Raw genomic sequence first — 24,552 nt, 5'->3', positions numbered from 1 at the left:
AAATCGCGCCACGCCTACGAAGTGACGTCAGGTCGTGCGTATCGGACATAGGCAAAGTGGCGTGCGTCGGGCGACCAGTTGGGAACATTGATCGATCCCTGCCCACCGTAAAAGGCCGCGACCGTTCGCGCGGCTCCACCGGATTGGGGCATCAGGTTCAGCGAGACCTCCTGCCCGCGGGGGTGGCCCAGCACGTCTTTGGGATACGCCAGGTACAGCACATGTTGCCCGTCAGGGGACGGATGCGGAAACCAGTTTACCAGGGCGTCGTCGGTAATCTGTTGCAGATCGCGCCCGTCGGTCCGGATGCGCCAGATGTCCGGCGTCTGCCCGTGGTGGTCGGAGTTGAACCAGATCCACTGCCCATCCGCGGCGTAATCAGGGCCGTCGCGATGCCCGGGCCCGCCGGTCAGCCGCGTCTCGGCCCCGCCCGCGAGTGGACAGGTGCAGATGTGGAACACGCCATTCCGGCGCGCTGTATAGGTGATCGTCGCGCCATCTGGCGACCAGCCGTGGAAATAAGACGGGACCAGATCCGTGATGCGGCGCGGTGTGCCGCCGGTAATAGGCAGCGCATAGATACAGGAAGTGCCGCGTGCGGGGCTTTCGCTGACCAGCAGCGTCGTGCCGTCCGGCGAAATCCCGTGATCGTTATTCAGGTGGGTCAACGGCCCGGTGTCGATAGGCTGCACCCGCCCCGTGCCCAGATCAAAGCGGAACACCCGGCCCGACCCGTTAAGCACCAAAAAGGTCCCGCAGGGGGACCAGTTCGGCGCCTCGATCAGATCGGGCGTTTCGTACACGACCTCTTCGTCGCCTGTCACCACGTCATGCAGGACGACAAAGCTTTGCGGTGTCAAAATTCGACAACCGCGCGGATCGATTTGCCCTCGTGCATCAGATCAAAGCCGTGATTAATCTCGTCGAGGGTCAGTTTGTGGGTGATCATCGGGTCAATCTCGATCTTGCCGTCCATGTACCAGTCCACGATCTTGGGCACGTCAGTGCGGCCCTTGGCCCCGCCAAAGGCCGTGCCGCGCCAGACGCGGCCTGTGACCAGCTGGAAGGGACGGGTCGAGATTTCGGCGCCTGCGGGTGCCACGCCGATGATGATGCTCTCGCCCCAGCCTTTGTGCGCGGCCTCGAGCGCCGTGCGCATGACGTCGACGTTGCCCGTCGCATCAAAGGTATAGTCGGCCCCGCCCCCGGTCAGTTCGACCAGATGAGCCACCATGTCGCCGTCGACTTTCGAAGGGTTCACGAAATCGGTCATGCCGAAATGCTCGGCCATCTCGACCTTGCCGTCATTGAGGTCGACACCGACGATCTGGTCGCAGCCTGCCAGTTTCAGCCCCTGAATGACGTTGAGACCGATGCCGCCGAGACCGAACACGATGCACCGGCTGCCGATTTCGACCTTGGCCGTGTTGATCACCGCCCCGATGCCGGTGGTCACGCCACAACCGATGTAGCAGATCTTGTCGAACGGCGCGTCCTTGCGGACCTTGGCCAGAGCGATTTCCGGAACCACCGTGTGATTGGCAAAGGTCGAACAGCCCATGTAGTGGTGAATGGGCGTGCCATCGAGCATGGAGAACCGGGTAGAGCCATCGGGCAAGAGCCCCTGCCCTTGGGTCGCGCGCACCTTCTGGCACAGGTTCGTCTTGGGGTTCAGGCAGTATTCGCATTCGCGACATTCCGGCGTGTAAAGCGGGATGACGTGGTCCCCGACTTCGAGCGTCGTGACGCCCTCGCCAACCTCGATCACGACGCCCGCGCCTTCATGGCCCAGAATAGCCGGAAAGATCCCCTCGGGATCCGCACCCGACCGGGTAAACTCATCCGTATGGCACAATCCGGTCGCCTTGATCTCGACCAGAACCTCTCCCTTGCGGGGGCCATCCAGATTGACCTCCATGATTTCGAGCGGTTTGCCAGCCTCGACGGCTACGGCGGCGCGGGTTTTCATCATGCCATTGTCTCCCTGTTCCTTTGTCCGCATCAAGGGCAATGCGCGCCGCATGTGTCAATGGTTTGCAGCCTTGCCGTGGAAAAATATGGACCAGAAATTCCCTTTTGAAATCGTCGACTCAGATTGAAGTTCCGCGGTTTCGCCACCAATCATGGGTAGAAAACCCACCTGCACGCGGACGCGTGCTTCATACGACTTGACCTGCCGGCTCACACCTCATGCGGGAACTGTTCGTCAATTTGATACAATTTGACGTCTTTTCGTCTGCACGTTGCACGTCACGCGACAGTGAACTGCAAGTCATGAAATAATGACTTGCCAGGTGTGCCTGCCCCTACGACACTTTCGTCATTAACCAAGAATATTACGATTTTTGTCACGCCTAAAAACTGGGGGAAACGGTTTGCGTGGTTTTGAACAAGCGATTTCAGCGCTGAAACGCGTTCTGTTTGCCGGCGTATTTTCTGCCGTTGCAGCGCAAGGCGTCGCGCAATCCGCAGATCTGAACGCGCCATTGGAGACGGTGGTTTTCGGAGAGAATGACACGCTACGCGGCATCGTGGGAGATTTCCTGAATGATCCCGATCTGTGGCCTTATGTACTTGAGTTGAACGCAATCTCATCTCCGGCGGCCGTCGTGCCAGGTACTGCACTCCAACTGCCGGTGAAGCAGGTCCGCGCGGCAGATGCGGCCTTGGCCGAGGCACTGGCCGCCATCCAGGCCGCCAACGCGGAAGGCGCGCAGGTGTTCGCGCCGCAGGAAATCGGCGAAGCACTGGAGAATCGCGAAGCGGCTGTGGGGCGGCGCGAGGTCGGCGCATGGGTCGAGGTCGTCGACCTGTCGGACATTGCCACATTGCTGGCGATGGAGGCGCTCGATATCTCGATCGCGCAGCGGGACCGGTCCGCCGAGGCGGTCGTGTCGGATGTGCAAGGCGATGTCGAAGGGCGCGCGCCGCAGGAACCCCGCTGGAGCGGGCGTGGCCTGAACGATGTGCTGGTCGAATTCGAACGCGTACGCACCCTGTCCGACAGTACCACACAGGTCACATTCCGGGACCTCAGCCGATTGCGGCTGAACGCCAATTCAAACGCCACGATCCAGCGAATGCGTTCAGACCCGTTGACCGGAACCGAAGTGACCAAGGTGAGCCTCGTGAACGGGGATTTTTATGCGTTGCTCAACCAATTGTCGGAAAAGACCGCCTTTGAGGTCGATGTACCCGGCGTGGAGACGACAACCAATTCCGGCGATTTCTGGATCAAGAACGATTCCAGCGGCGCGCGTTTCGTCAACTACGACACGCCCGCGCTCGAGATCAAGGACGGCAACGAGACTATCCAGGTCAATGAAAACGAGGGGCTGGTGTTGACTGCGTCCGGCGCGGAGCGCGCCGCGGTGCTGGACGCACCATCGCTGGTTTCACCCGATTTGGGCGCGATCCTTTATGACGGGTTTGCACCGCTGGGCTGGTCGGCATTTGCCGACGCCGAGGCCTATTGGGTCGAAGTCGCGCTGGATCCCGGCTTTAACCAGATGCAGGTGTCCGAATGGGGCGTGCGCGGGACCACCTTTGACACCGAGGCCCTGCCGCCGCGCACCTATCACTGGCGTGTCGCCGCGCTGGACCGTCTGGGTCTGCCCGGACAATGGAGCGTGCCGCAATCTTTCACCCTGCGCGTGGACAAGACGCCGCCGTTCCTGACCTTGCTTGCCCCCGGTGACGGGGAGATCGTGACAGAACCGCGGATCGAGATTTTCGGGGCCTCCGAACCCGATGCGGTGGTCGAGTTGAATGGCACGCCCGTGCCGCTGGGTTCTGATGGCAGCTTTATCCTCGATACAGCTTTGACGCCTGGGCCCAACATCCTGACCTTGCGGGCAATTGATCCCGCGGGCAACGAAAGTGCGACCGCGCAGACAGTCGTGTACCGCCCCGCTGCACAGATCGACGTCAGCCTGTCCCCTGCTCTGCCCCGTGTTGGCCCTGCTCTGGCGACGCGGTCTGCCGAACTGTCGGTCTTCGCGGCCTCGAATGCGGCACAGGGGGCGGACGTACTGGTGCAAAGTGGTGGCACAGAGATCCTGCGGACCGTGGTTGCTGCTGCCGGCGCGATCAGTTTTTCGGTTCCCGCCGAGGAAACGCCGCGCGGCTACACGATTGCGGTGCTCGGGCCCACGGGCCTGATCGAAGGGCGGCTCGACTTTGAGGCCGTTCGTGACCGGACAGCGCCCGAAACCGCCTTGGATAGTCCGCCGCCCAAGGCCACGGATCAGGACGAGATTGAGCTGATCGGCAGCGCCGGTGATGCGACCGAATTGACGATCAACGGGGTGGATGTGCCGATGGACGCGGGGCGCTTTGCCTTTTCGCTCAGCCTCGCACCGGGCTTGAACCTGTTTGACCTCGTGGCGACGGATGCCGTGGGCAATGTCAGCGCCTCGCGCTTACAGACGCTCTACGACATTGATCCGCCCGAAGTGCAATCGGTCAATGTCGGTCGGCCAAATGGCGCAGGCGGCCCGATCGAAATCACGGTCGTGGCCAGCGATGCCAGCGGGCTGCGGCAGGCGGCATCCTACTTGCTGCAGGTGGGCGACGCCGAACGCGAAGGGTTCCTGCGCTGCGATGCGACGTCTGGCGTGTGCCGGGCGGCCCTGCCGCCGGAGCCGGGCGCGCTGCAACTGATCGAAGTGGTGATTGAAGATTACGCCGGGAACGCTGCGTTCCGGTGACTGGGTGGGACGGTGCCGCATCTGCGCGGCGCCGAACCTTGGAGGACGAAGAATGATGGGGATTGCGATGCGCAGTATTGGGCGTGTTTTGGCCATGATGTTGATGGTGACGGCCTTGCCTGCGGCGGCCCAGTCCGTCGATGAGGGCTTGATCGTCGTCTATGGCGCCCAGGCGCAGACCCGCGAGGGTGACGTGGATCGGCGCGAGCAGATCTTCTTTTCCATCCCGTCTGACACGTCGGGGCGTGTGTTCGTGCGCCTGTTTGACCCCGAGATCTTCGGTCAGGATGATTTCACCTATGGCGGGCCGCGCGATTCGGTCACCACCTTCCGTGTTTTTGGCGCCGATGGTGCGTTTTCAGCAGCCGACCGGCCGGAGATGGTCGAAGACCGCGCGCGTGCCGACCGTGCGCGCCCTGATTTCCCCGTAACAGGCCCCGGCCGCGTCGTGCTTGAACGCGCATATGACAGTGACCGCAATACCGATGGGCGCTGGGTCACGCTGGGCGCCGTCCGCGCCCGGCAGGGCGAGCAACTAGGCGGGCGGTCTTATTTCCGCATCGATGTTGAGGGCACACGCGGCAATGACGGCAACGGGTTCTCTGTAAATGTCAGCCGCGCCCGTGACCGGGATCGCGCGCCTGATGGTCTGCAACTGTTTTCCTATCAGCCGACGATCCGCTGGACCCGCGCAGGCACCGCGACCCGCGTGGGTTTTGAAGGCACCCAGGGGCCCTATTCGGTCCAGAGCTTCGATGCCGCAAATGGCGACATCGCGATCGTCACCGACTACGAGGACCTGCGCGTGCAGGTCTCGGGTCAGGATTTCTGGACCGTCGACAGCGTCGACACCAGCGAGGACAACCTCGCGCTTAGCCTTGCCGAAGGGTTCGAGACGCCCAATGATGTGACCGTCGCCGTGTTTGATGGCACAGGCGCGCCCGTTGCGCTGAACATGCCGCCGCGCCGCACGCTGGATCCCGCGCGCCCCACTGCCGTTGGCACGGGCCGCCCGCTTGCCAATTGCCAGTCAGTCGCCTTTGACGGCAGCCGGTCGATCGGCCGCGATCCGTTATCCTATGTCTGGGAATTCGGCGACGGCAACAGCGCCGCCGAGCCGGTGATCGCACATCTTTATGACCAGCCCGGTCGCTACACCGCCATTCTTAAGGTGCTCGAAGAGGGCGGCCGCCCCGGTGCGGGTGCCTCTGTCGAGGTGCCGGTGCATGTGCGCGCGGCCCCCGTCGCCCAGCCGGGTGCAGCCATTGTCGTGGCCCCGGGCGAGGTGATCCCCTTTGACGGCACCGCGTCGCAGCCCTCGGACAGCCCGATCACCCGCTATGTCTGGTCCTTTGGCGATGGCGAACAGGTCGAAGGTCCCTTGGCGCAAAAGCAATATGCCCAACCCGGTGCCTACCGCGTGGTCCTGCGCGTCAGCGATGACAGCCTGCATCCGTGTAACTTTGGGGTGGCAACACGCGACATCACGGTGAACTTCTCCCCCGTGGCCGAGGCCGGCACGGATCAGACCGCCAAGGTGGGTCAGACCGTATCGCTCAACGGATCGGCCAGCTATGACGTGGACGGCAATGTCGGCGCCTATGTTTGGGACATGGGCGACGGCACCACGCTGAACGGTGTCGCCGTACAGCACCAATACGCCGAACCGGGCCGCTATACCGTTGCACTGACTGTCACGGATGACAGTGGTGTCGCCAATGCGCAGGCCTCCGACACGCTGGTCATTGGCGTCAACTCGCCCCCAGAACCGGCCATTGTCATCCCCGACCGCCCCGCATCCGTGGGCGAGGCCGCACTGCTTGACGGGTCGGGTAGCACCGACGCCGATGGGGTGATCCTGTCCTATCTGTGGGAATTCGGTGACGGCGCAATGGGCGAAGGGGAGGCTGTCAGCTATGCGTGGACCGCGCCCGGCGTCTATACCGTCGCCCTGACCGTGACAGACAACAGCGGCACGGCGTCCGCCACGCAGCGCACCACGCGGCAGATCGTGATCGACGCAGCGCCTGTGGCCAATGCGGGCCCCGATCAATACGTGACCGCGTCCGAAGTGCAATTCGATGGCACCGGGTCGGTCGACCCCGATGGCACGATCTCGGCCTATGAATGGCGGTTCGGCGATGGTGGCACGGCCACCGGTCCGCGCCCTGTGCACGCCTTTGCGCGTCCCGGCATCTACGAGGTTGCGCTTGTTGTGCGTGACGCCAGCGGCGCGCCGCTCAATTCCAACCGCGACACGATGCTGGTGACGGTCAACGCCACACCTATCGCCGATGCTGGCCCGCCGCAGGTCGTGGCCCCGGACGAGGAATTCGTGCTCAGCGCGCGGTCCTCGCTCGACCCCGATGGCGCGATCAGCGCATATGAATGGCAGTTGCCCAGCGGAGCGACCATGGACCAGGAACGGATCGGCTACGCCATTTCCGAGCCGGGCACCTACCGTATCGGTCTGTCGGTCTTTGACAGCTTTACCGGTGGTGCGGCCCGTGACGACGACGATGTCCTGATCACTGTAAATGCGGCCCCCGTGGCCGAGGCGGGTGCAAACCTGCTGGTCGCGCCGGGTGATCCGGTTGTGCTGGATGCCAGCCAGAGCTTTGACATCGACGGCCAGATCGTCAGCTACCTTTGGGAATTCGACGACGGGTTCCCCGCCCAGACCACACCGCAGGTCACGCGCAGCTATGACACGCCGGGCACATGGTCCGTGCAGCTGGTTGTCACGGATCAGGCGGGCGTGGCCAATTCCACCGATGCCGACGACATGACGGTGCGCGTGAACGCCGCCCCCGTGGCCGAAGCAGGGCCAAACATCGAAACCGACGTGTTGCAGGTGACGGTGGACGCGTCCGCCTCTGCCGACGCGGATGGCGACGCGCTGGTCTATACTTGGGACATGGGTGATGGCTCCGCGCCGCGCATGGGCCGCACGGTCACGCATGTGTATCCCCGGTCCGGCAAATTCCCGGTCACGCTGCGCGTGAACGACGGCACCGGCCTCAGCAACGCGACGGCCATTGATGCGACCACCGTTGTCGTCAATGCGCGCCCCCTCGCGGATGCAGGTGGCAACCGGGATGTGTGCTCGGGCGAGTCCATTCTGTTTGACGCCTCCGACAGTGTCGATCCGGATGGCGGTCTGTTGCTCTATTCCTGGGACTTCGGGGATGGCAGTACCTCTGACCTGATCAACCCAACCAAGATCTATGAAAATCCCGGCGCCTACCCTGTGACCCTGCGCGTGCGTAACGGCAAGGGCACCGAATGGGGCAGCGACGTGGACCGCATTGCCGTTCTGGTGCGCGAAGGCCCGATTGCCAACGCAGGCGAGGACCTCGTGGTCTATACCAACCAGCCCGTCCGCTTTGACGGCTCGGGATCCACGGATGCGGATGGCGCGGTCAACGCGTTCAGCTGGACCATGGGCGACGGCGGCACGGCCAGCGGTGAACGGCCCGAATACCGGTTCAAGAACCCCGGCAATTATCCCGTGACCCTGACCATTCAGGGCGAGGCCGTGGGTGATTGCAGCCCGCTCGACACCGACACCGCAAATGTGCAGGTCCTGCCAGCCCCGGAACAGGTGATTGTCGCAGAGGACCGCGCCGCAGCTGGCCTGCCCGCCACTTTCGTGGCGCAGGTCACCGATCTGGACGGGGCAACCGTGACGGCGCAGGAATGGACATTCTCCGATGGCGGCACGGCGACGGGGGACAGCGTCGACTACGTCTTTGCCGAACCGGGCATCTACTTTGCCAACCTCGTGACACGTCTCGAAGGGTTGAGCTCGGGTCTCGACAAGGTGGAAACCCGGCGCAAGGTGATCGTGAACGAAGCGCCGATGGCGGGCCTTGATGGCCCTGACCGGATTGCGGTTGGCGCCGCGGCGGTGTTCGATGCCTCTGCGTCCGTCGATGCGGACGGTGCGCTTACCGGGTTCGCATGGGACTTTGGCGACGGGACCACCGCCAGCGGTGTGGCCGTGGCACATGCCTATAACACGCCGGGCACCTACACCTTGCGTCTGACGGTGATGGACGACGCGGGCGTCGGCAACTCTGCTGTGACGGTCGAACGGATGATTACCGTCAACCCGGCCCCGTCCGTGGGACTGGAGGTCACGCAACAGATTTGCACCGGCATTGCCACGCCGTGGTCCGTATCGGTGGACGAAACCACCAGCGTCTCCTGGCGCTTTGGTGACGGTACGACGGCCACGGGGGCCTCGGTCTCCCACAGCTTTGGCGCGCCGGGTCTCTATCCTGTTACGGTGTCGCTGGATGACGGCAAGGGGTTGCTCAACAGCCGTCGCAGCGAAGAAGTCTATGTGCGGGTGAACGCGACACCCACCGCGATTGCGGGACCGGACCAGATCGTCAATCCCGGCGAGGCGGTGCAGTTTGACGCCTCGGCGTCCGGTGATCTCGATGGCGCGCTGATCGACTATGTCTGGACCTTCAGTGACGGCGTGACCCTCAACGGCGCGCAGGTCGAGCGTAGCTTTGACGCCAGTGGCCCGGTCACGGTGGAACTTTCGGCCCGCGATGACAGCGGATCGGCCTGCGCCACCGACACCGATACGCTGCGCGTGCTGGTCAACTCCAGCCCATCGGTCGATGCGGGCCCGGACCGCGATGTACCGGTGGGGGCCGCCCATGACGTGGTGGTCTTTGATGCAAGCGACGCAGTGGACGCGGATGGCCATGGGCTGAGCATTCAGTGGGACTTTGGCGACGGGACAACCGCGTCGGGGGCCATCGTGCGCCACGCATATTCCGCGCCGGGATCCTATACGGTGACGGTCACGGCCAGCGACACGACGGGCCTGTCCAGCGGCTCAAGTGTCGACACCGCAACAGTCAATGCACGCGCGCGGGGGAACTGAAAAGGTCTGCAATACCGCCATATCGTTGGCCCTCTGAATCGGCTAAGGTCCGCCCATGTGGTTCCCCTTGCGTCTCAAATTCTTCCTGTTTGCAACGCTGCTTGCCGTGGCGCCGCTGGCGATCGTGGGCCAGAACCTCGAACGCCTCAGCCGGGATGAGCTGAAGTCGGCCGCGAACGAGGATCTGACGACGGTGGCCGCGCAATTGCAGGGGCAGTTCGACACGACCTATCAAGGGCGCTGGCTGTCACCCCTGATGGTGATCCGCAACGGGATCGACAGCGACGATCTGGATGTGCCGCAAAAGGTGTCGCTGCTGACGCTGGGCCTGCAAGAGTTGCCGGACGTGGTGTCGATGCAGCTGGCCGTCGCGGGCAGCAACCTGCCCATCATGGCAACCGATCAGGCGTTTTCGCAGCGGTTGGAGGATGCCGGTCTTGATCCTGTGCAGGTGCTGACAGTGTCCTCGGACCTGATCACCAACATTGCCGAAACCGGACAGTTCGGCCGCCCGCTGATTTCCCGGCTCGAAGAGACCGGCAACTGGATCGCAACGCTCGCGCTGCCTCTCAACACCAAGATCGCGGGGCGGCAGGTGACGCTGACCGCGCGGATCGAACTGTCATCTCTGTCGCGGCTGGTGCAGCAGCACCCGTTTGCACAACGTGGCGACATCACCGTAATCGACCAGGCCGGGCGCACGGTGCTGGGGCCGGACCCTGAACTGATCCTCGAACGCGAAATCGTTCAATCGGCACTGCCGCTGATCGTGGCCGGTGCACGGGCCAATGCGCTCCAGACCTATACCCGCCCCGACGGGACCGACGTGTTGGGGGCCTATGCCTTTCCCGACTGGTTTCCATGGGCTGTCATCACCGAACTGACCGAGGAAAGCGCCTATGCGGTGGTGAATGCCATCACGCGGCAGATCCTGATCATCGGCTCGATTGGCTTTGCGCTGGCGAGTGTCGGCGCGCTGATCTTTGCCCGCCGCCTGACCGGTCCGATCCTGCGTATCGGCGAGGCTGTGGAAAAGGTGGGCACCGGTGACTTCGCCGCGCGGGTCACAAATGTCAAATCGCGCGACGAACTGGGCCAGCTGTCGACGCGGGTGAACAGGATGATCGCCGAACTGGGCGAACGGCTGGAGCTGATGAAGTTCGTCAGCCACGGCACCATGTCAGCCATCCAAAGCTCCGGTGAGGGGATGGAGAGGGGCGGCGTCCGCAAGAAGGTGTCAGTGATCTTTACCGATATCCGGGGCTATACCGAGTTTTCCGAAAGGGTTGCCCCGGAGGTGGTGATCGAGGCGCTCAACGAATATTTCGAGGCGCAGAACAAGATCGTGGTGCAGCACGAAGGCGATGTCGACAAGTTCATCGGCGACGCCCTTGTTGCCGTGTTTGAAGGGGAGAACATGGAACGGCGCGCCATTTGCTGTTCTGTTCAGATCATCGATGCCATGCAGGCCCTGCTGGAGAAATTCCCCGATTACAACCTACACGTAGGCATCGGCGTGGCCTCGGGCGAGGTTGTCATGGGCGCGATGGGGGCGGCCAGCCGGATGGACTATACCGTGCTGGGTTCGACTGTGAACCTGTCCGCGCGGCTGTGTTCCAAAGCCGATCCCGGTCAGGTGCTGATCGATCGTGCTACGCGGGAGGCAGGCGAAGGTTTGGATGATGTGGTTTTCGAAACGCTCGATCCGATCCCGTTGAAAGGCTATGCCGACCCGGTGCCGAATTTCGCAGCACTCAGCGCGCAACGTGCCGCAGCCGAATGATCAGGGCAGCACCGCCAACACCATGAGCAGATAGGTCCACTGATGCAGCGCCTGGTCGACGCCGAAGGCACGCCAGTACCCTGCCTGATGCGGTCCGTGACCCGTACGGTCCGACCACCGACCTTTGCCGAAATCGATGTGGAAATGCACAACCCATTCCGCCACGGCCACGACCAGTGCCAACGGCACGGGCACACCCACCACGACCATCGCAACCAGTGATCCAACAGCATGCAATCCCGCGTGCTGCACCCTGCCAAAGTGCAGATACCGCCCCCTATCCCGGAGCATCCGGGGCGTTTGCAAGTAGAAGTCCGCAAACAGATGCTTGGTTTGCAACAGAAACAGCAACACGATTACGAATGTAACAGGATCGGCCAAGGAAGGTCCTCTGCGCTGGCGATTACCTGCATCCTAGGCGGGCAAATCGAATGCCGCAATGCGTCTGATGCACCATCCGGCCCAAACGATTCAGCGCGGGCCATTGATTTCAAGCGAAACGCCTTGGTAGATTGCACCGGACGCCGGTGTATCGCGGGCAACAAAAAATTGGAAGATCCCAATCGAACGCAGCCTCTTTGCCTTCATCTGGAAATATTCGAAACGCGATCAGCTGATCTTGCTGGTTGTGACGCTGTCACTGTTCCCACTTTTGTACCTGACGCTGGAACTGCCCAAGCAGATCATCAATGACGCCATCGGCTCCGGATCATCGACGATTTCCGCATATGGGTTCGAGTTTGACCAGATCACCTACCTGATGATCCTGTGCGGCGCTTTTCTTGTGGCGGTGCTGCTGCACGGTCTGATGAAGATGCGGATCAACACCATGAAAGGTGTGCTGGCCGAGCGCCTCCTGAGGCGGTTTCGCTATACGCTGATCGCGCGCATCCTGCGCTTTCCGCAGCCCTATTTTGAACGTACGAGCCAGGGCGAGTTGGTCAGCATGGTGACCGCCGAAAGCGAGCCAATGGGTGGGCTGATGGGCGATGCGGTGGCCCAGCCGGTGTTGCAAGCGGGACAGATGCTGACAATCCTGGGCTTCTTGTTCTTTCAGTCCATCGCCTTCGGGTTCGCGGCCATCGCTCTGATCCCCTTGCAGGCATGGCTGATCCCGAAATTACAACGCCAGATCAACCAGTTGAACAAGAAACGCGTGGTACAGGTCCGCGCACTTGCCGCAGAGATCGGCGAAGGGGCAGCGGGGGCAGGCACGTTGCGGGTCAACGGAGGCTGGCGCTACCGGATGGCGATGATCGGAGACCGGCTGGGCCAGCTCTTTGCGATCCGTTTCCAGATCTACCAAAAGAAATTCTTCATGAAGTTCCTCAATAACTTCATCACGCAGCTAACGCCGTTCTTCTTCTTTTCCATCGGTGGCTATCTGGTCATTCAGGGTGATGTGACCATTGGTGCGCTGGTGGCGGCGCTGGCGGCCTACAAGGATCTGTCCAGCCCATGGAAAGAGTTGCTGGCCTACTACAACCAGACCGCTGACATGTCGCTGCGCTGGGACACCATTACCGAACGATTTGCGCCGGAGGGCATGATCGACGACGATCTGTTTTATGGCCCAGTCGACACCATCCCCGAATTGAAGGGCCCCGTGGCACTGGATCAGGTCACGGTGCGCGATGGCGATGGCAACCCCGTACTCGAAGACATCACGGTCACCTTCCCGGCCGGCAGCACCGTAGGGATCACTGCCCCCAATGACGAGGACCGCCGCGCGCTGGCCGAGGTGCTGACACGCGAGACACTGTCCACATCCGGCACCGTCACATTGGCGGGCGAGGACATTCGCAGCTTGCACCAAGCAACAATCGCCCGACGCATCGGCCACGCCAATTCACGTCCCATCCTGTTCAAGGGCAGCTATGGCCAGAACGTGATGATGCCGATGCGCGTGGCACCTGTGGCCCCCGGCGAGGACAACGACTTTTTCCGCGAGGCCGTGCGCGCGGGCAATTCGGCGGACATGCTCAAGGCCCATTGGCTGGATCCAGGCATTGCCGGGGTGGAGGACCGCGATGCGCTGCGGCGCTGGTGGTACACGTTGATCGAACGGTCCGGCAGTGGCGAGGTGCTGACCCGCCGCACCATGGACCAGACCTATGACGCCGAGGCCCATCCCGAGTTGACCGCGGCGCTGGTCTCGGTGCGTCCCAAAGTGGCCGCCGCCATCGGGGATGCTGGCCTGTCGCGCTTTGTGCACGGTTTCGATCCAGAGGCCTACAACCCCGCCCTGCCGGTCGCGGAAAACCTGCTGTTTGCCACCCCGCGCGAGAAAATCACGCCTGAGATCATCGAGGCCAAGCTGGAGTTCCTGCGCCTGCTGCATGACCTCAAACTGGCGTCGAACCTCGAGACGCTGGCGCGCAACATCATCGAAATGCTGCGCCAGATCTTTGGCGCAACGGGCACGGATCACCCCCTTTTCCGCAAGGTGGGCCTTGAGGTCGAAGTCTACGAGGCCGCGTTGGATCTGGTGAACCGCAAACCCGCGGGCAGCGAGATTTCCGACGGCGAACTGGCCTTGTTGCTGAGCGTCCCGACCAGTGTGACCGCCGAACAGGTCGGGCCGTCGTTCCCGGACGAGGTCAAGGCGCGCGTTCTGGACATGCGCCGCGATCACGCGGAGATGCTGCGCGCGCAGATGGACCCGCTGTTTGTGCCGATCGTGCCGGATCAATATGTGCACGGGCTGACAGTTCTGGAAAACGCGCTCTATGGCAAAGTGTCCGACAGCGCGGGCACCCGCGGCGAAGAGTTGCGCCGCGTGGTGGGTCAGGTCCTGGCCGATGAGGGCATCAGCCAGCTGGTGCTGGAACTGGTCTTTGACGTGCCGATCGCCTTGGGTGGTGCCAACCTGCCCGCGCTCTTTGCAGAGCCGCTGTCGATCAGCCGCGCCACGATCAAACGCCCCGACATCCTCATCCTCGACAAGGCGATGGCCAGCTATGACGCCGAGGTACAGGACGCGCTGGTGGCGAACCTGCGCGCGCTCTTGCCGGATGCGGTGTTGATTTTCCTGGCCGAAAGCTTTGAAAACGAGGACATTTTCGACATGCATGTCGAGGTGCAACAGGGCCGTCTGGTGGGGGCAGAAGGCGCGCGCGCCGAGGCCGACAGCGAGGTCGGCGCGGACCTTGCCCGCAAGCTGGAGGCACTGAGCAGCGCGCCGCTCTTTTCAGGTCTCAAACGCAAACAGCTGCGCCTTCTGGCCTTTGGCGCGCGTTGGTACAAGGCCGCCCCCGGTGAATACGTGTTCCACAAAAACGACGACCCCAAGGACGGCGCCTACATGATCCTTGACGGTGAGGCCGACCTGCTGCTGCCCGTCGAAGGTCAGGACGACACGCTGATCGCCACCGTTGGTGCCGGTGCGCTGGTGGGTGAATTGGGCCTGATCCGCAGCGAACCGCGCGCACTCGATATGCGTGCCAAGTCCGAGCTGTCCTGCCTGCGCATCGGTGAGGAAGAGTTCATTTCCGTGGTTGAGAACGACGCCGCGACGGCGTTCCGGCTGCTTCAGGTGGTCGCGGGTTACGTCAAGACCTGAGCCGATTTACGCCGTCACGCGGGCGTTATCCACAGAACACAGATAACTGCTGGAACCTTTGGCAAAGTTTTGGCATTCGTGTACAGAGCCGTGCGCTGCGCGCGGCGGAGTGCTGCCGATGTCAAACCCCTTCTGCCGCGTATTGGCAGCCGCTTTTTCCGTGATCTGGCTGGCCGGGCAAGGGCTGGCGTTGACGCTGGACGTGCAGGCTCCAGACCCGCTGCAGGATGACATTCGCGCGGCATCGCTGACCGCAACGCTTGCCGATACCGAAGCCGAAGAAGCCCCCCTGCCTATCGACATCCTGAGTGCGGCACAGGCCGATTACGGCCGGATCATCGCCCTGCTTTATGATCAGGGGTACTTCGGGCCCCAGATCAGCATCACGCTGGATGGTCGAGAGGCTGCGTCCATCGCGCCGATTGCGGCACCGCGGGCCGTGTCGAACGTAGTCGTGACCGTCAACCCCGGCAAGGTGTTTACCTTTGGCGATCTGTCGATAACGCCGAAAGCACCAGAAACGGAACCCACATCGGGCTTTGCCCGCGGCGAGACGGCGCGCGTGTCCGTCCTGCGCGACGCGACGCGCGCCGAGATCGAAGGGTGGCGTCAGGCGGGGCATGCCAAGGCCGCCGTGGCAGGTCAGCGCATCACCGCCCGCCATCCCGACGGCACGCTGAACGCCGCCGTGACGCTGGAGCCCGGCCCCCGCCTACGGTTGGGTCGCCTGACCATTACGGGCGAAAGTGCGGTGCGCGAACGGCGCATCCGCCAAATCGCCGGGTGGCCCTCGGGCGAGGTGTTTGACCCCGATACGCTGGACAAGGTCGAAACCCGCCTGCGCCGCACTGGAACCTTTGCGTCGGCCGCGCTGACCGAGGCCGAAACGGCCAATCCGGATGGCACTCTGGATGTGACGGCCACGATCACGGACCAACTGCCCCGCCGCTACAGTTTTGGCGCGGAATACGGAACGCTCGATGGGTTCAGCGCCAGCGCTCTCTGGCTGCACCGCAACATTTTTGGTGGTGCCGAACGGTTGCAGATCGAAGGCGAGATCAAGGGCGTCGGCGGCGATACGGAAGGGGTGGATTTCAGGCTGGGTGCGAAATTGTCCCGCCCCGCCACATGGCGCACCGATCTCGAAGCGTTCATCCGCGCCGAGATCGAACAACGCGACGATCCCAACCTGTTTGCCCGCACCGGTGTGCTCGAGTTCGGAACGCTTTATTTCGCCTCCGAAGACCGGGAATACAGTTACGGCGTTGGCCTGCGTCGGTCCAAGACGCGTGATGATCTTGGCGAGCGGGATTATACCATTCTGACCTTTCCGTTCACCTTTACATTTGACCGGCGCAATGACCCGCTGAATGCAACGGCAGGATACTATGCACAGGCCGCCGTGACCCCGTTCTTCAACATCGACGGCACAGAAAATGGCGTCGTGACCACGCTGGATCTGCGCACCTATCGGCAAGTGAGTGACCGCGTGACACTGGCCTTTCGCGGCCTGCTGGGATCGGTCGCGGGTCCGGACCTAGACGTGGCTCCGGCCGACTACCTGTTCTTTTCGGGGGGCAGTGGCACGGTACGCGGCCAGGATTACCAATCGCTTGGCGTGGATCTGACGCCCACGACGACAATTGGAGGCCGGTCTTTCCTTGGCCTGTCGGGCGAGGTGCGCGTGCAAACCTCGCGTGAGGCGCTATCGCTCGTTGCCTTTTACGATGCGGGCTATATCGGCGCAGAAAGCTTTATCGATGGCTCGGGCGAATGGCATACCGGCTACGGCGCAGGCATCCGGTACGACACTGGTATTGGCCCGATCCGCTTTGACATGGCGCTGCCCGGCTCAGGCCCCGGCGACAGTTCCGGCCTCGAAATCTACATCGGGATTGGACAGGCGTTTTGATGTTCCGGGTTCTCGCTACTCTGCTTTGCCTCCTCTGGCCCCTCGCGCTCACCGCGCAAGAGGCGGATGAAGATCGCGGGTTCCTGATCGGACTGCTCGAACGGTCGCTGGGTGGCGACGGGCGCACGGTTCGGATCAACGGATTTTCCGGTGTCCTCTCCAGCACGGCGCGCATCGATCAGATCACCGTGGCAGACACGGACGGCATATGGCTGACGCTGAACCAGGTCGAGATCGGCTGGAACCGCAGTGCACTTTTGCGCGGCGCGATCGAGATTGCAGACCTCAAGGCCGCGCAGATCGACCTGCCGCGCCTGCCCCTGCCCACCCCAAGCGACGTGCCCTCGCCCGAGGCCGCCCCCTTTTCCCTGCCGGACCTGCCCGCATCGCTGCGCATCGAACAAATGGCGATTGACGCCATATCATTGGGCGCGCCCGTTCTGGGAGAGGCGGCAACCTTTTCGCTGGCAGGCTCTGCCTCGCTCGCCGGGGGGGCCGGGGACGCGCAGATCGTGGCACAGCGGATCGATGGTCCCCAAGCGCGGTTTGACGTAACCGCCAGCTATGCCAACGACACCCGCGCCCTCTCGATTGATCTGGGACTGGTGGAAAGCGCGAATGGTTTGATCTCCGACCTTCTGAATATCCCGGGCCGACCCAGCGTTGATCTGACCATCAAGGGCGACGGGCTACTTAGCGATTTTGCCGCATGGCTGGATCTCCGGACTGACGGCGCACCGCGGCTGTCGGGCACGCTTGATCTGCAATCCGAAGAGGCCGGGCCAATGGCCTTTGACGTGGATTTGAGTGGAGACGTGACGGCCCTGTTCCTGCCGGAATATGCAGCGTTCTTTGGCCCTGACGTGTCGCTGGTGGCAAATGGCAACCAGACGACTGATGGCGCGCTGACGCTGGATGGCTTTGCGCTCGACACGCGCGCCATGCAGATGTCGGGACGCGCGGCACTGGGTCCCGATGGCTGGCCCACTCTGCTCGATATAAGCGGCACTCTTGCGGATACAGCTGGCACGCCCGTTTTGTTGCCCTTTGGCGCGGATGCCACGCGGATCGACGGCGCGCGGCTCACCGTGGCCTTTGACGCGTCAGACGGCGATGCGATCACCGCGGATATCGATCTGGACGGCCTTGATACATCGGGATTGCAGGCGCAGGATCTGGCACTCGGACTGGACGGAACACTCACGGGATCAACGGCGGGCGTTGGCGCGCTGGCGCTTGGGATCGCTCTGACAGCGGACGGATTACAGTTCGAAGATCCGGGCCTGGCCGATGCAGTGGGGCGCGCCGTGTCGGGACGGCTGGCCGTGGACTATACCGAGGGCACACCGCTGCAACTGCGGGACCTGGCGCTGACAGGGGCCGAATGGGAGCTGCGGGGCGATGTCGGGATCGACGGCTTTGCGGATGACTTTGCAACAAATTTCGATATCGCCGTGAACACGCCCAACCTGGCTGCGTTTGCCGCACTGGTCGGCCTGAACCTGAGCGGCGCGGGCGAAGTGTCGGCCACCGGTACCGCCGCTCTGGGCGGGTTCTTTGACGTAACAGTCTCTGGCCAGACGCGCGATCTGGCCATCGGCGTTGAGCAAGCCGATACTCTGCTGGCTGGGCCAACCGACTTGACCCTGGCCGCGCGCCGGGATGAGACAGGCACCTTCCTCGACCGGCTGGTCCTGCAAAACGCAGCCCTGAGCGCGGATGCCACGGCACAGTTGCAGACCGGCGCATCCACCGCACGCTTTGCCTTCCGCCTCGAAGATGTGGGACAGATCACGGAGGCGCTGTCCGGTCCGCTGACGGTCAACGGACAGGCCGAACAAACAGGTGAGGTCTGGGATCTGGCAGGAAATGTGGCAGGTCCCTTCGACGCCACGGCGCGCACCACCGCACAGGTGGCCCCAGATCGGATCACAATTGACCTGAACGCCGATGTGCCCGACCTCGCGCCTGTGGTCCCGCAACTGGCCGGTGCCGCGAATGTCACCGTGTCTGCGGTGCAAGAGGATGGTGTCTGGGCCTTTTCCACTTCCCTGTCCGGCCCGCATCAGGCGACCGCAGACGTCGCGGGCACCTATGATGAGACGTTGACCGCACGCTACCTCGTGGAAATCCCGGATCTGGCCCCACTTGCACCCGGCGTTGATGGCCCGCTGGGCCTGGATGGCACGGTTGTCCAAAGCGCATCGGACTGGCAATTCAACACCAAGGTGACTGGCCCCTTTGCCAGCGCGGGCACCGTATCGGGCCGCTTTGTCGACGCGCGGCTGAGCACGGAATTTGAACTAGTTCTGCCCAATATCGCCCGCGTTGTGCCCGGCCTTACCGGCGCGCTGGACCTCAGCGGCACGTTGGATCAAACCGATCAGGGCTGGGCCATCGACACCCGCGCCGCGGGTCCCTATGCGAGCACGGCCACAGTCACCGGCACGTATTCCTCGGACGACACACAGGCGCGCTATACCCTCGACATCCCCAACGTTGCGCCGCTGGCACCGGGCATCAACGGTGCGCTGGCGCTTTCGGGCAGCGTACGTCAGTTGCAAAGCGGATGGGCGCTGACAGCGGATGCGCGCGGGCCTTACGCGAGTACCGCGACTGTCACAGGCACCTATGCGCCCGATGCGCTTGCCGCACGTTATGCAGTGCGCGTGCCGAATATTGGCGCGTTGGTGCCGCAGATCTCTGGCGCCGCCGCCGTCACCGGGACGGCAACGCAAGTGCCCCGCGGCTTTGATATCGCGGCCACGCTGGATGGTCCGGCGGGCACGCGCGCGCAGGTCTCCGGGCTGGTGGGCAGTGACGGCCAGCTGGCGCTGGACGCCACGGGGTCCGCACAGCTTGGCCTGATCAACCCAATACTTGAGCCGCGCAATATCGCAGGTATCGCCAATTTCGACCTGACCATCGACGGCCCCCCCGCGCTTGGGTCGGTTGCGGGCCGGATCACGACGCAAGGCACGCGCCTTGCCGCGCCCAATCTGCCGCTGTCCTTCAACGATATCTCAGGCAACGTGGCGCTTGCGGATGGTCAGGCGACGCTGGCGCTGAATGCGGGCGTGACCGAGGGCGGGGTGATCCGCATCTCCGGGCCCATGACGCTCAGCGGCGCCTTTCCGGCACAGATCGACGTGGCACTTGATCAAGTGGCCGTGGTGGATCCGGCGCTGTATACCAGCACGGTGAACGGTCAAGTGTCGCTGCGTGGTCCGCTGACCGGCGGCGCGCGCATTGCCGGCACAATCAATGTCGGTGAGACGACGGTACGCGTTCCGGAAAGCGGGATTTCGACCTTTGGCGCAATCCCCGAGATCACACATATCGGCGCCACGCGGCCGGTGATGCGCACCCGGGAACGTGCCGGTCTGACCCAACCTTCCGAAAACAGCAGCGGCTCTGGCCCCGCCTATCCGCTCGACATCACGATCAACGCGCCCTCGCGCATCTTTGTCCGTGGGCGCGGCCTCGACGCAGAGCTTGGCGGCAGCCTCAGGCTGACGGGAACCAGTTCGGATACGTTTTCCACCGGGCAATTCGACCTGATCCGCGGGCGGCTCGACATTCTGGCAAAGAGGTTCGAGCTGGACGAAGGCCGGGTACAGTTGCAAGGGCGTTTTGACCCCTACCTGCGCTTTGTGGTCGCCACGACCACGTCGACGGGCACTGCCCGCATCATCCTCGAAGGGCCTGCGGACGACCCCGAGGTCACCTTCGAATCCACACCGGAATCGCCGCAGGATCAGGTGCTTGCCCAGATCTTCTTTGGCCGCGACATCTCGCAACTATCCGCCTTTCAGGCGTTGCAACTGGCCTCCGCCGTGGCCTCGCTGGCCGGGAGCGGTGGCGAGGGGATCGTGTCGCAACTGCGAGGATCCTTTGACCTAGACGATCTCGACGTGACAACGGACGAAGAAGGCAACGCCGCCGTGCGCGCGGGCAAGTATATCTCAGACAATGTCTATACGGATGTGACCGTGGGCGGATCGGATGGGGCAGAGGTGTCGCTGAACATCGATCTGACGCCCAACGTGACCGTGCGCGGCACCGTTGGCGCGGACAGCAACACCGGCATCGGGATATTCATCGAAAAAGACTACTGACGCGGCGCTTTGTTCGGCGGGAATTTTCATGCAAATGGAAATTGTATCCAACTGGATACAATGATAAACAAGCCGCATGTCAGACACCGAAAAATCTCAGGGCGAAACCGCTTACGACCGCTTGCTGACCGCCATTCGCAGCGGTGAATTCGCCCCGGGCGACAGGCTGCGCGAAACCGATGTGGCCACCCGACTTGGCCTGTCCCGCACGCCTGTCCGCGAGGCGCTCCGCAAGCTTGAGGCGGACGGGATCGTCGAACACCGTCCCCGGCTGGGCGCAGTTATCCGCAAGCTCAGCCACAGCGAACTGGTCGAGCTTTACGAGATGCGGATCGTTCTCGAACGTACAGCGGCGCAAATGGCGACCAAACATGCCGCACAGGCCGAAATCGACACGCTGCGTGCACTCAACATGCGGATTGGCAAATCGGAACCGGCAAAGGCCGCCGCACTCAATCAGGACTTCCATCGCGGCATCTATCTGGCGACCCGCAACCGGTTCCTGCGCGACAGCGCGCGTGCGCTCAACAATGCGTTGATGCTGATGGGGCCAACCACGCTGGACGATGCAGAGCGTGTGGCCGTAGTGGTGTCGCAGCATACCGACATCCTCGATGCGATCGAGGCGCGCGCCCCCGTGGCCGCAGGTGACGCCGCCGAGGCCCATTTGCAGACTTCGCTGCGCCATCGCCTGCGCGGGCTGGGCCGGTGATACGTGTCGCCCTGACCTTTGCCATCGCGCTGATTGGCGTGGCGGTGTTTCATGCAACAGGCATGCCGCTGCCATGGCTGCTGGGTCCGATCTTTGCCTGCCTGTTCTGTGCACTGGCGGGCGTGCGGATGCAGGGCATCAAACCAGTGAACGAGGCGATGCGCACCGTACTGGGCGTCGCTGTCGGCGCAACCTTCACCCCGGTGTTGCTCGCATCGATGGTGGGCATGTGGCCCACTCTGCTGATGATCCCGCTGATGGTGCTGACCATCGGCCTGATCGGCGTGCCCTATTTCCAGCGGCTCTGGGGGTATGACTTTGCCACCAGCTACTATTCGACGATGCCCGGCGGGTTGCAGGACATGCTGGTCTTTGGCGAAGAGGCAGGCGGCAATCCTCGCGCGCTGTCGCTGATCCATGCCACCCGTGTGCTGGTCATCGTGGTGGCCCTGCCATTCATCCTGCAAGGGCTGTGGGACGCAGACCTGAGCAACCCGCCCGGCGCGCCGGCGTCCAGTATTCCACCTATGCAATTGGCGCTCATGGTGGCCTGTGCGCTGATCGGCTGGCAAGGGGCCAAGGCCATCGGCATGTTTGGCGCCTCGATCCTCGGGCCGCTCATCGCGGCTGCGGCGCTGGCGCTGGTGGGCGGGCTGCACCATCGCCCCCCGGCCGAGGCGATCTGGGCCGCACAATTCTTTATCGGGATGACGGTCGGGGTGAAATATACCGGGATCACCATGGCCGAGGTGCGCCGCGATTTGGCGGCGGGCCTTGGGTTTTGCGGCATCCTGATCGTGCTGACGCTGATCTTTGTTGAACTGGTCTATGGCACCGGCCTCGCCCCGGGGATGGAGGCGCTTTTGGCCTTTGCCCCCGGTGGGCAGGCCGAGCTGACCGTGCTGGCGCTGATCGTGGGGGCGGATGTCGCCTTTGTCATCGCGCATCACGTGTTGCGCATTTTCGTCGTCATCCTGGGCGCGCCGCTTTTCGCGCGATTGTTCAACCGACCTCCGGGTTGATCACGTGAATGGGCGCGCCTTCGGCATAGGCGTTGACCTGATCGAAAATGTCCGAGAATTGCAGGTCGAATTCGTCCTCGGTGACATAGCCGATATGCGGGGTGGCCAGCACGTTGGGGTGGGTCGCCAGAATATCCGTGCCGTCGGTCATCGGTTCGGTATCGAACACATCGACTGCGGCGCACAGGCTGCCCTTGGCAATCTCGGCCTCAAGCACGCCGGGCGCAATCAGTCCGGACCGCGATGTGTTGACCAACAGTGCACGCGGGGTCATCGCGGCAAGGTCCTCGGCGGTGATGATGCCGCGCGTTTCCGGCTTCAGCCGGACATGCAGGCTGACGATGTCGCTGGTGGAAAAGAACGCCGCCCGGCTGGCGGCCAGGGTCGCCCCATCCACTGCGGCCCGCGCCCGGCCCGCCTCTGACGCCCACCACTGGACATTAAGGCCAAGCGCCGCCGCATATGTCGCCACAGCCCCCGCGATCCGGCCATAGCCATAGAGCCCGAGCGTCCGCCCCCGCAACGTACGCCCAACGCCCATCTGCCAGTCCCCTGCCCGCAGCGATGCCGCTTGTTGCGGTATCTGACGGTAGTGGGCGAGGATTAGGGCCAGTGTCATCTCGGCCGCCGCATAGGACGGCGCATCGGCATGCATGTTGGAACACAGCATGACGCCATTGCGGGTACAGGCGGCGACGTCCACATGCGGGTACACACTGCGCTGACTGATCAGCCTGAGGTTAGGCAAACGGTCCAAAAGGTCCGCACCGATCCGCGTGCGTTCGCGAAAAAGGACAAGGCAGTCGGCATCCGCCACCCGCTCGGCAAGCGCAGCGGGGTCAGGTTCGTGATCTGTCCAGACGGTGACATCGTGCCCCGCCAACTTGGCAAAACACGGCAGCCCGCGCAGGGTGTCGAACCAGTCGTCAAGGATATGGACCTTCATCTGCTTTCAATCCGGCTGTCCGGTGTGGGCATCCGCGGTGTCGGGACAAAGATCGATGCATCAAGCTGAGACAGCGCATCCGTCACCCGTGTCCGTTCGGCCAGCAGGTGATTGAACTGGGCATCGCAGCCCGAGATTGGCGTAGGATAAGCGGAAATCTCCGCGCTCAGCAGTTGGCGCGCGGCCCGCAATTCTGCACGCGCCGCAATCACGCACTCGGCATAGGTTTCTTCCATCATCGGCCGCTCCTCCAGAATGTATACCATTGTATACCGAATCCGAGCGGCCAGATCAATCCCGCATGATCCGTGCCGCGATGTCGACCATCAATCCGTGCTCTTGCTCCGGTGTCAGATCGAAATCGTTCTTGCCATCGATCTCCAGAAACGCATGCCCGTGCACGAACATGTGCAGCATGTGGGCGCGGCGCGCAATTTCCAGTTCAGGGGTGCCCTGCGGCAGGATCAGACGGACTTCGCGGCGCACGATCTCGGCACATGCGTCGCCGCGTTCCTTGATCTCCTGATCCCCTTCGTGACTGTCCGTGAGGCCGAACATCAGACGGAAAACACCCGGCTCTGTGCGGGCGAAATTTGCATAGCACATGCCCAGTGCAATGATCGGACCCAGCGGCGCGCCCCGTGCGCCAAGCGCGGCCTCATCCATCTGATCCCGCATCCGGTCGATTCCCGCCAAGGCGACGTGGCGCACAATCTCATTTCGGTCATTGAAGTGCTTGTACGGCGCCGCCGAGCTGACACCAGCCCTGCGCGCAGCCTCTGAGATGGAGAAACCGTCAGCGCCCTTTTCCTCAACCAAAATACGAACAGTTTCAATAAGATGCGCCCGCAGATCACCATGGTGATATTGGCCGCGCGTCGT

Annotated in this window: 14 protein-coding genes and 1 pseudogene; 8 read left to right on the top strand and 7 right to left on the bottom strand. The window is 63.1% G+C overall.

Annotated features, from left to right (window positions below):
• Window positions 1-14: 14 nt before the first annotated feature.
• Both Q0949_RS04675 and Q0949_RS04670 read right to left on the bottom strand, forming a co-directional pair.
• Window positions 15-860, bottom strand: coding sequence for a hypothetical protein (locus Q0949_RS04675; RefSeq protein ID WP_299369071.1), 846 nt, complete (start codon window positions 858-860; stop codon window positions 15-17).
• Window positions 857-1,969 (bottom strand): S-(hydroxymethyl)glutathione dehydrogenase/class III alcohol dehydrogenase, encoded by a 1,113-nt coding sequence (locus Q0949_RS04670; protein ID WP_299369506.1) that lies wholly within the window; start codon window positions 1,967-1,969, stop codon window positions 857-859. Before Q0949_RS04670 ends, Q0949_RS04675 begins: the two co-directional genes overlap by 4 nt.
• A gap of 406 nt (window positions 1,970-2,375) precedes the next feature.
• Here Q0949_RS04670 and Q0949_RS04665 point away from each other — a divergent pair, with 406 nt between their 5' ends.
• Genes Q0949_RS04665 through Q0949_RS04655 form a run of 3 tightly spaced genes read left to right on the top strand, consistent with a single transcriptional unit; the run spans window position 2,376 to window position 11,398 of the window.
• Window positions 2,376-4,709: a FecR domain-containing protein gene (locus Q0949_RS04665; RefSeq protein WP_299369069.1), complete on the top strand. Its 2,334-nt coding sequence runs from the start codon at window positions 2,376-2,378 to the stop codon at window positions 4,707-4,709.
• Window positions 4,710-4,761: 52 nt separating this feature from the next.
• The gene (locus Q0949_RS04660) at window positions 4,762-9,615 is read left to right on the top strand and encodes a PKD domain-containing protein (RefSeq protein WP_299369067.1); all 4,854 of its coding nucleotides are present in this window, start codon (window positions 4,762-4,764) and stop codon (window positions 9,613-9,615) included.
• A gap of 55 nt (window positions 9,616-9,670) precedes the next feature.
• The gene (locus Q0949_RS04655) at window positions 9,671-11,398 is read left to right on the top strand and encodes an adenylate/guanylate cyclase domain-containing protein (RefSeq protein ID WP_299369065.1); all 1,728 of its coding nucleotides are present in this window, start codon (window positions 9,671-9,673) and stop codon (window positions 11,396-11,398) included.
• On the opposite strand, the gene Q0949_RS04650 is transcribed toward Q0949_RS04655, so the two are convergent.
• On the bottom strand, window positions 11,399-11,779 hold the full coding sequence (locus Q0949_RS04650; protein WP_299369063.1) for a DUF3307 domain-containing protein: 381 nt from the start codon (window positions 11,777-11,779) through the stop codon (window positions 11,399-11,401).
• 235 nt (window positions 11,780-12,014) lie between these two features.
• Here Q0949_RS04650 and Q0949_RS04645 point away from each other — a divergent pair, with 235 nt between their 5' ends.
• The 5 genes from Q0949_RS04645 (at window position 12,015) to Q0949_RS04625 (ending at window position 22,724) form a co-directional block, all read left to right on the top strand.
• Window positions 12,015-14,960 carry an ABC transporter transmembrane domain-containing protein gene (locus Q0949_RS04645; protein WP_299369504.1) on the top strand — a complete coding sequence of 982 codons (2,946 nt, stop codon included), beginning with the start codon at window positions 12,015-12,017 and terminating at the stop codon, window positions 14,958-14,960.
• A 118-nt stretch (window positions 14,961-15,078) separates the two neighbouring features.
• On the top strand, window positions 15,079-16,872 hold the full coding sequence (locus Q0949_RS04640; RefSeq protein WP_299369061.1) for a BamA/TamA family outer membrane protein: 1,794 nt from the start codon (window positions 15,079-15,081) through the stop codon (window positions 16,870-16,872).
• Window positions 16,872-20,990 carry a translocation/assembly module TamB domain-containing protein gene (locus Q0949_RS04635; protein WP_299369060.1) on the top strand — a complete coding sequence of 1,373 codons (4,119 nt, stop codon included), beginning with the start codon at window positions 16,872-16,874 and terminating at the stop codon, window positions 20,988-20,990. The genes Q0949_RS04640 and Q0949_RS04635 overlap by 1 nt, the downstream gene beginning before the upstream one ends.
• A 76-nt stretch (window positions 20,991-21,066) precedes the next feature.
• Window positions 21,067-21,702 carry a GntR family transcriptional regulator gene (locus tag Q0949_RS04630; protein WP_299369058.1) on the top strand — a complete coding sequence of 212 codons (636 nt, stop codon included), beginning with the start codon at window positions 21,067-21,069 and terminating at the stop codon, window positions 21,700-21,702.
• Window positions 21,699-22,724 (top strand): AbrB family transcriptional regulator, encoded by a 1,026-nt coding sequence (locus tag Q0949_RS04625; protein WP_299369056.1) that lies wholly within the window; start codon window positions 21,699-21,701, stop codon window positions 22,722-22,724. The genes Q0949_RS04630 and Q0949_RS04625 overlap by 4 nt, the downstream gene beginning before the upstream one ends.
• Here Q0949_RS04625 and Q0949_RS04620 read toward each other — a convergent pair.
• The 4 genes and pseudogenes from Q0949_RS04620 to Q0949_RS20610 form a co-directional block, all read right to left on the bottom strand.
• A complete protein-coding gene (locus tag Q0949_RS04620) occupies window positions 22,705-23,670 on the bottom strand; it encodes a D-2-hydroxyacid dehydrogenase family protein (RefSeq protein WP_299369054.1) in 966 nt (321 codons plus the stop codon). The two genes, Q0949_RS04625 and Q0949_RS04620, sit on opposite strands and share 20 nt — an antisense overlap.
• Window positions 23,667-23,909 (bottom strand): hypothetical protein, encoded by a 243-nt coding sequence (locus Q0949_RS04615; protein ID WP_299369052.1) that lies wholly within the window; start codon window positions 23,907-23,909, stop codon window positions 23,667-23,669. Before Q0949_RS04615 ends, Q0949_RS04620 begins: the two co-directional genes overlap by 4 nt.
• Window positions 23,910-23,961: 52 nt before the next feature.
• On the bottom strand, window positions 23,962-24,381 hold the full coding sequence (locus Q0949_RS04610) for a TetR-like C-terminal domain-containing protein (RefSeq protein WP_299369050.1): 420 nt from the start codon (window positions 24,379-24,381) through the stop codon (window positions 23,962-23,964).
• A 3-nt stretch (window positions 24,382-24,384) separates the two neighbouring features.
• Window positions 24,385-24,489 (bottom strand): annotated as a pseudogene (locus tag Q0949_RS20610) (TetR family transcriptional regulator); the annotation flags it as partial.
• Window positions 24,490-24,552: the final 63 nt, after the last annotated feature.

The sequence above is a fragment of the uncultured Tateyamaria sp. genome, assembly GCF_947487805.1.
GTDB lineage: Bacteria > Pseudomonadota > Alphaproteobacteria > Rhodobacterales > Rhodobacteraceae > Tateyamaria.
This window is presented reverse-complemented; position numbering and strand designations above follow the sequence as displayed.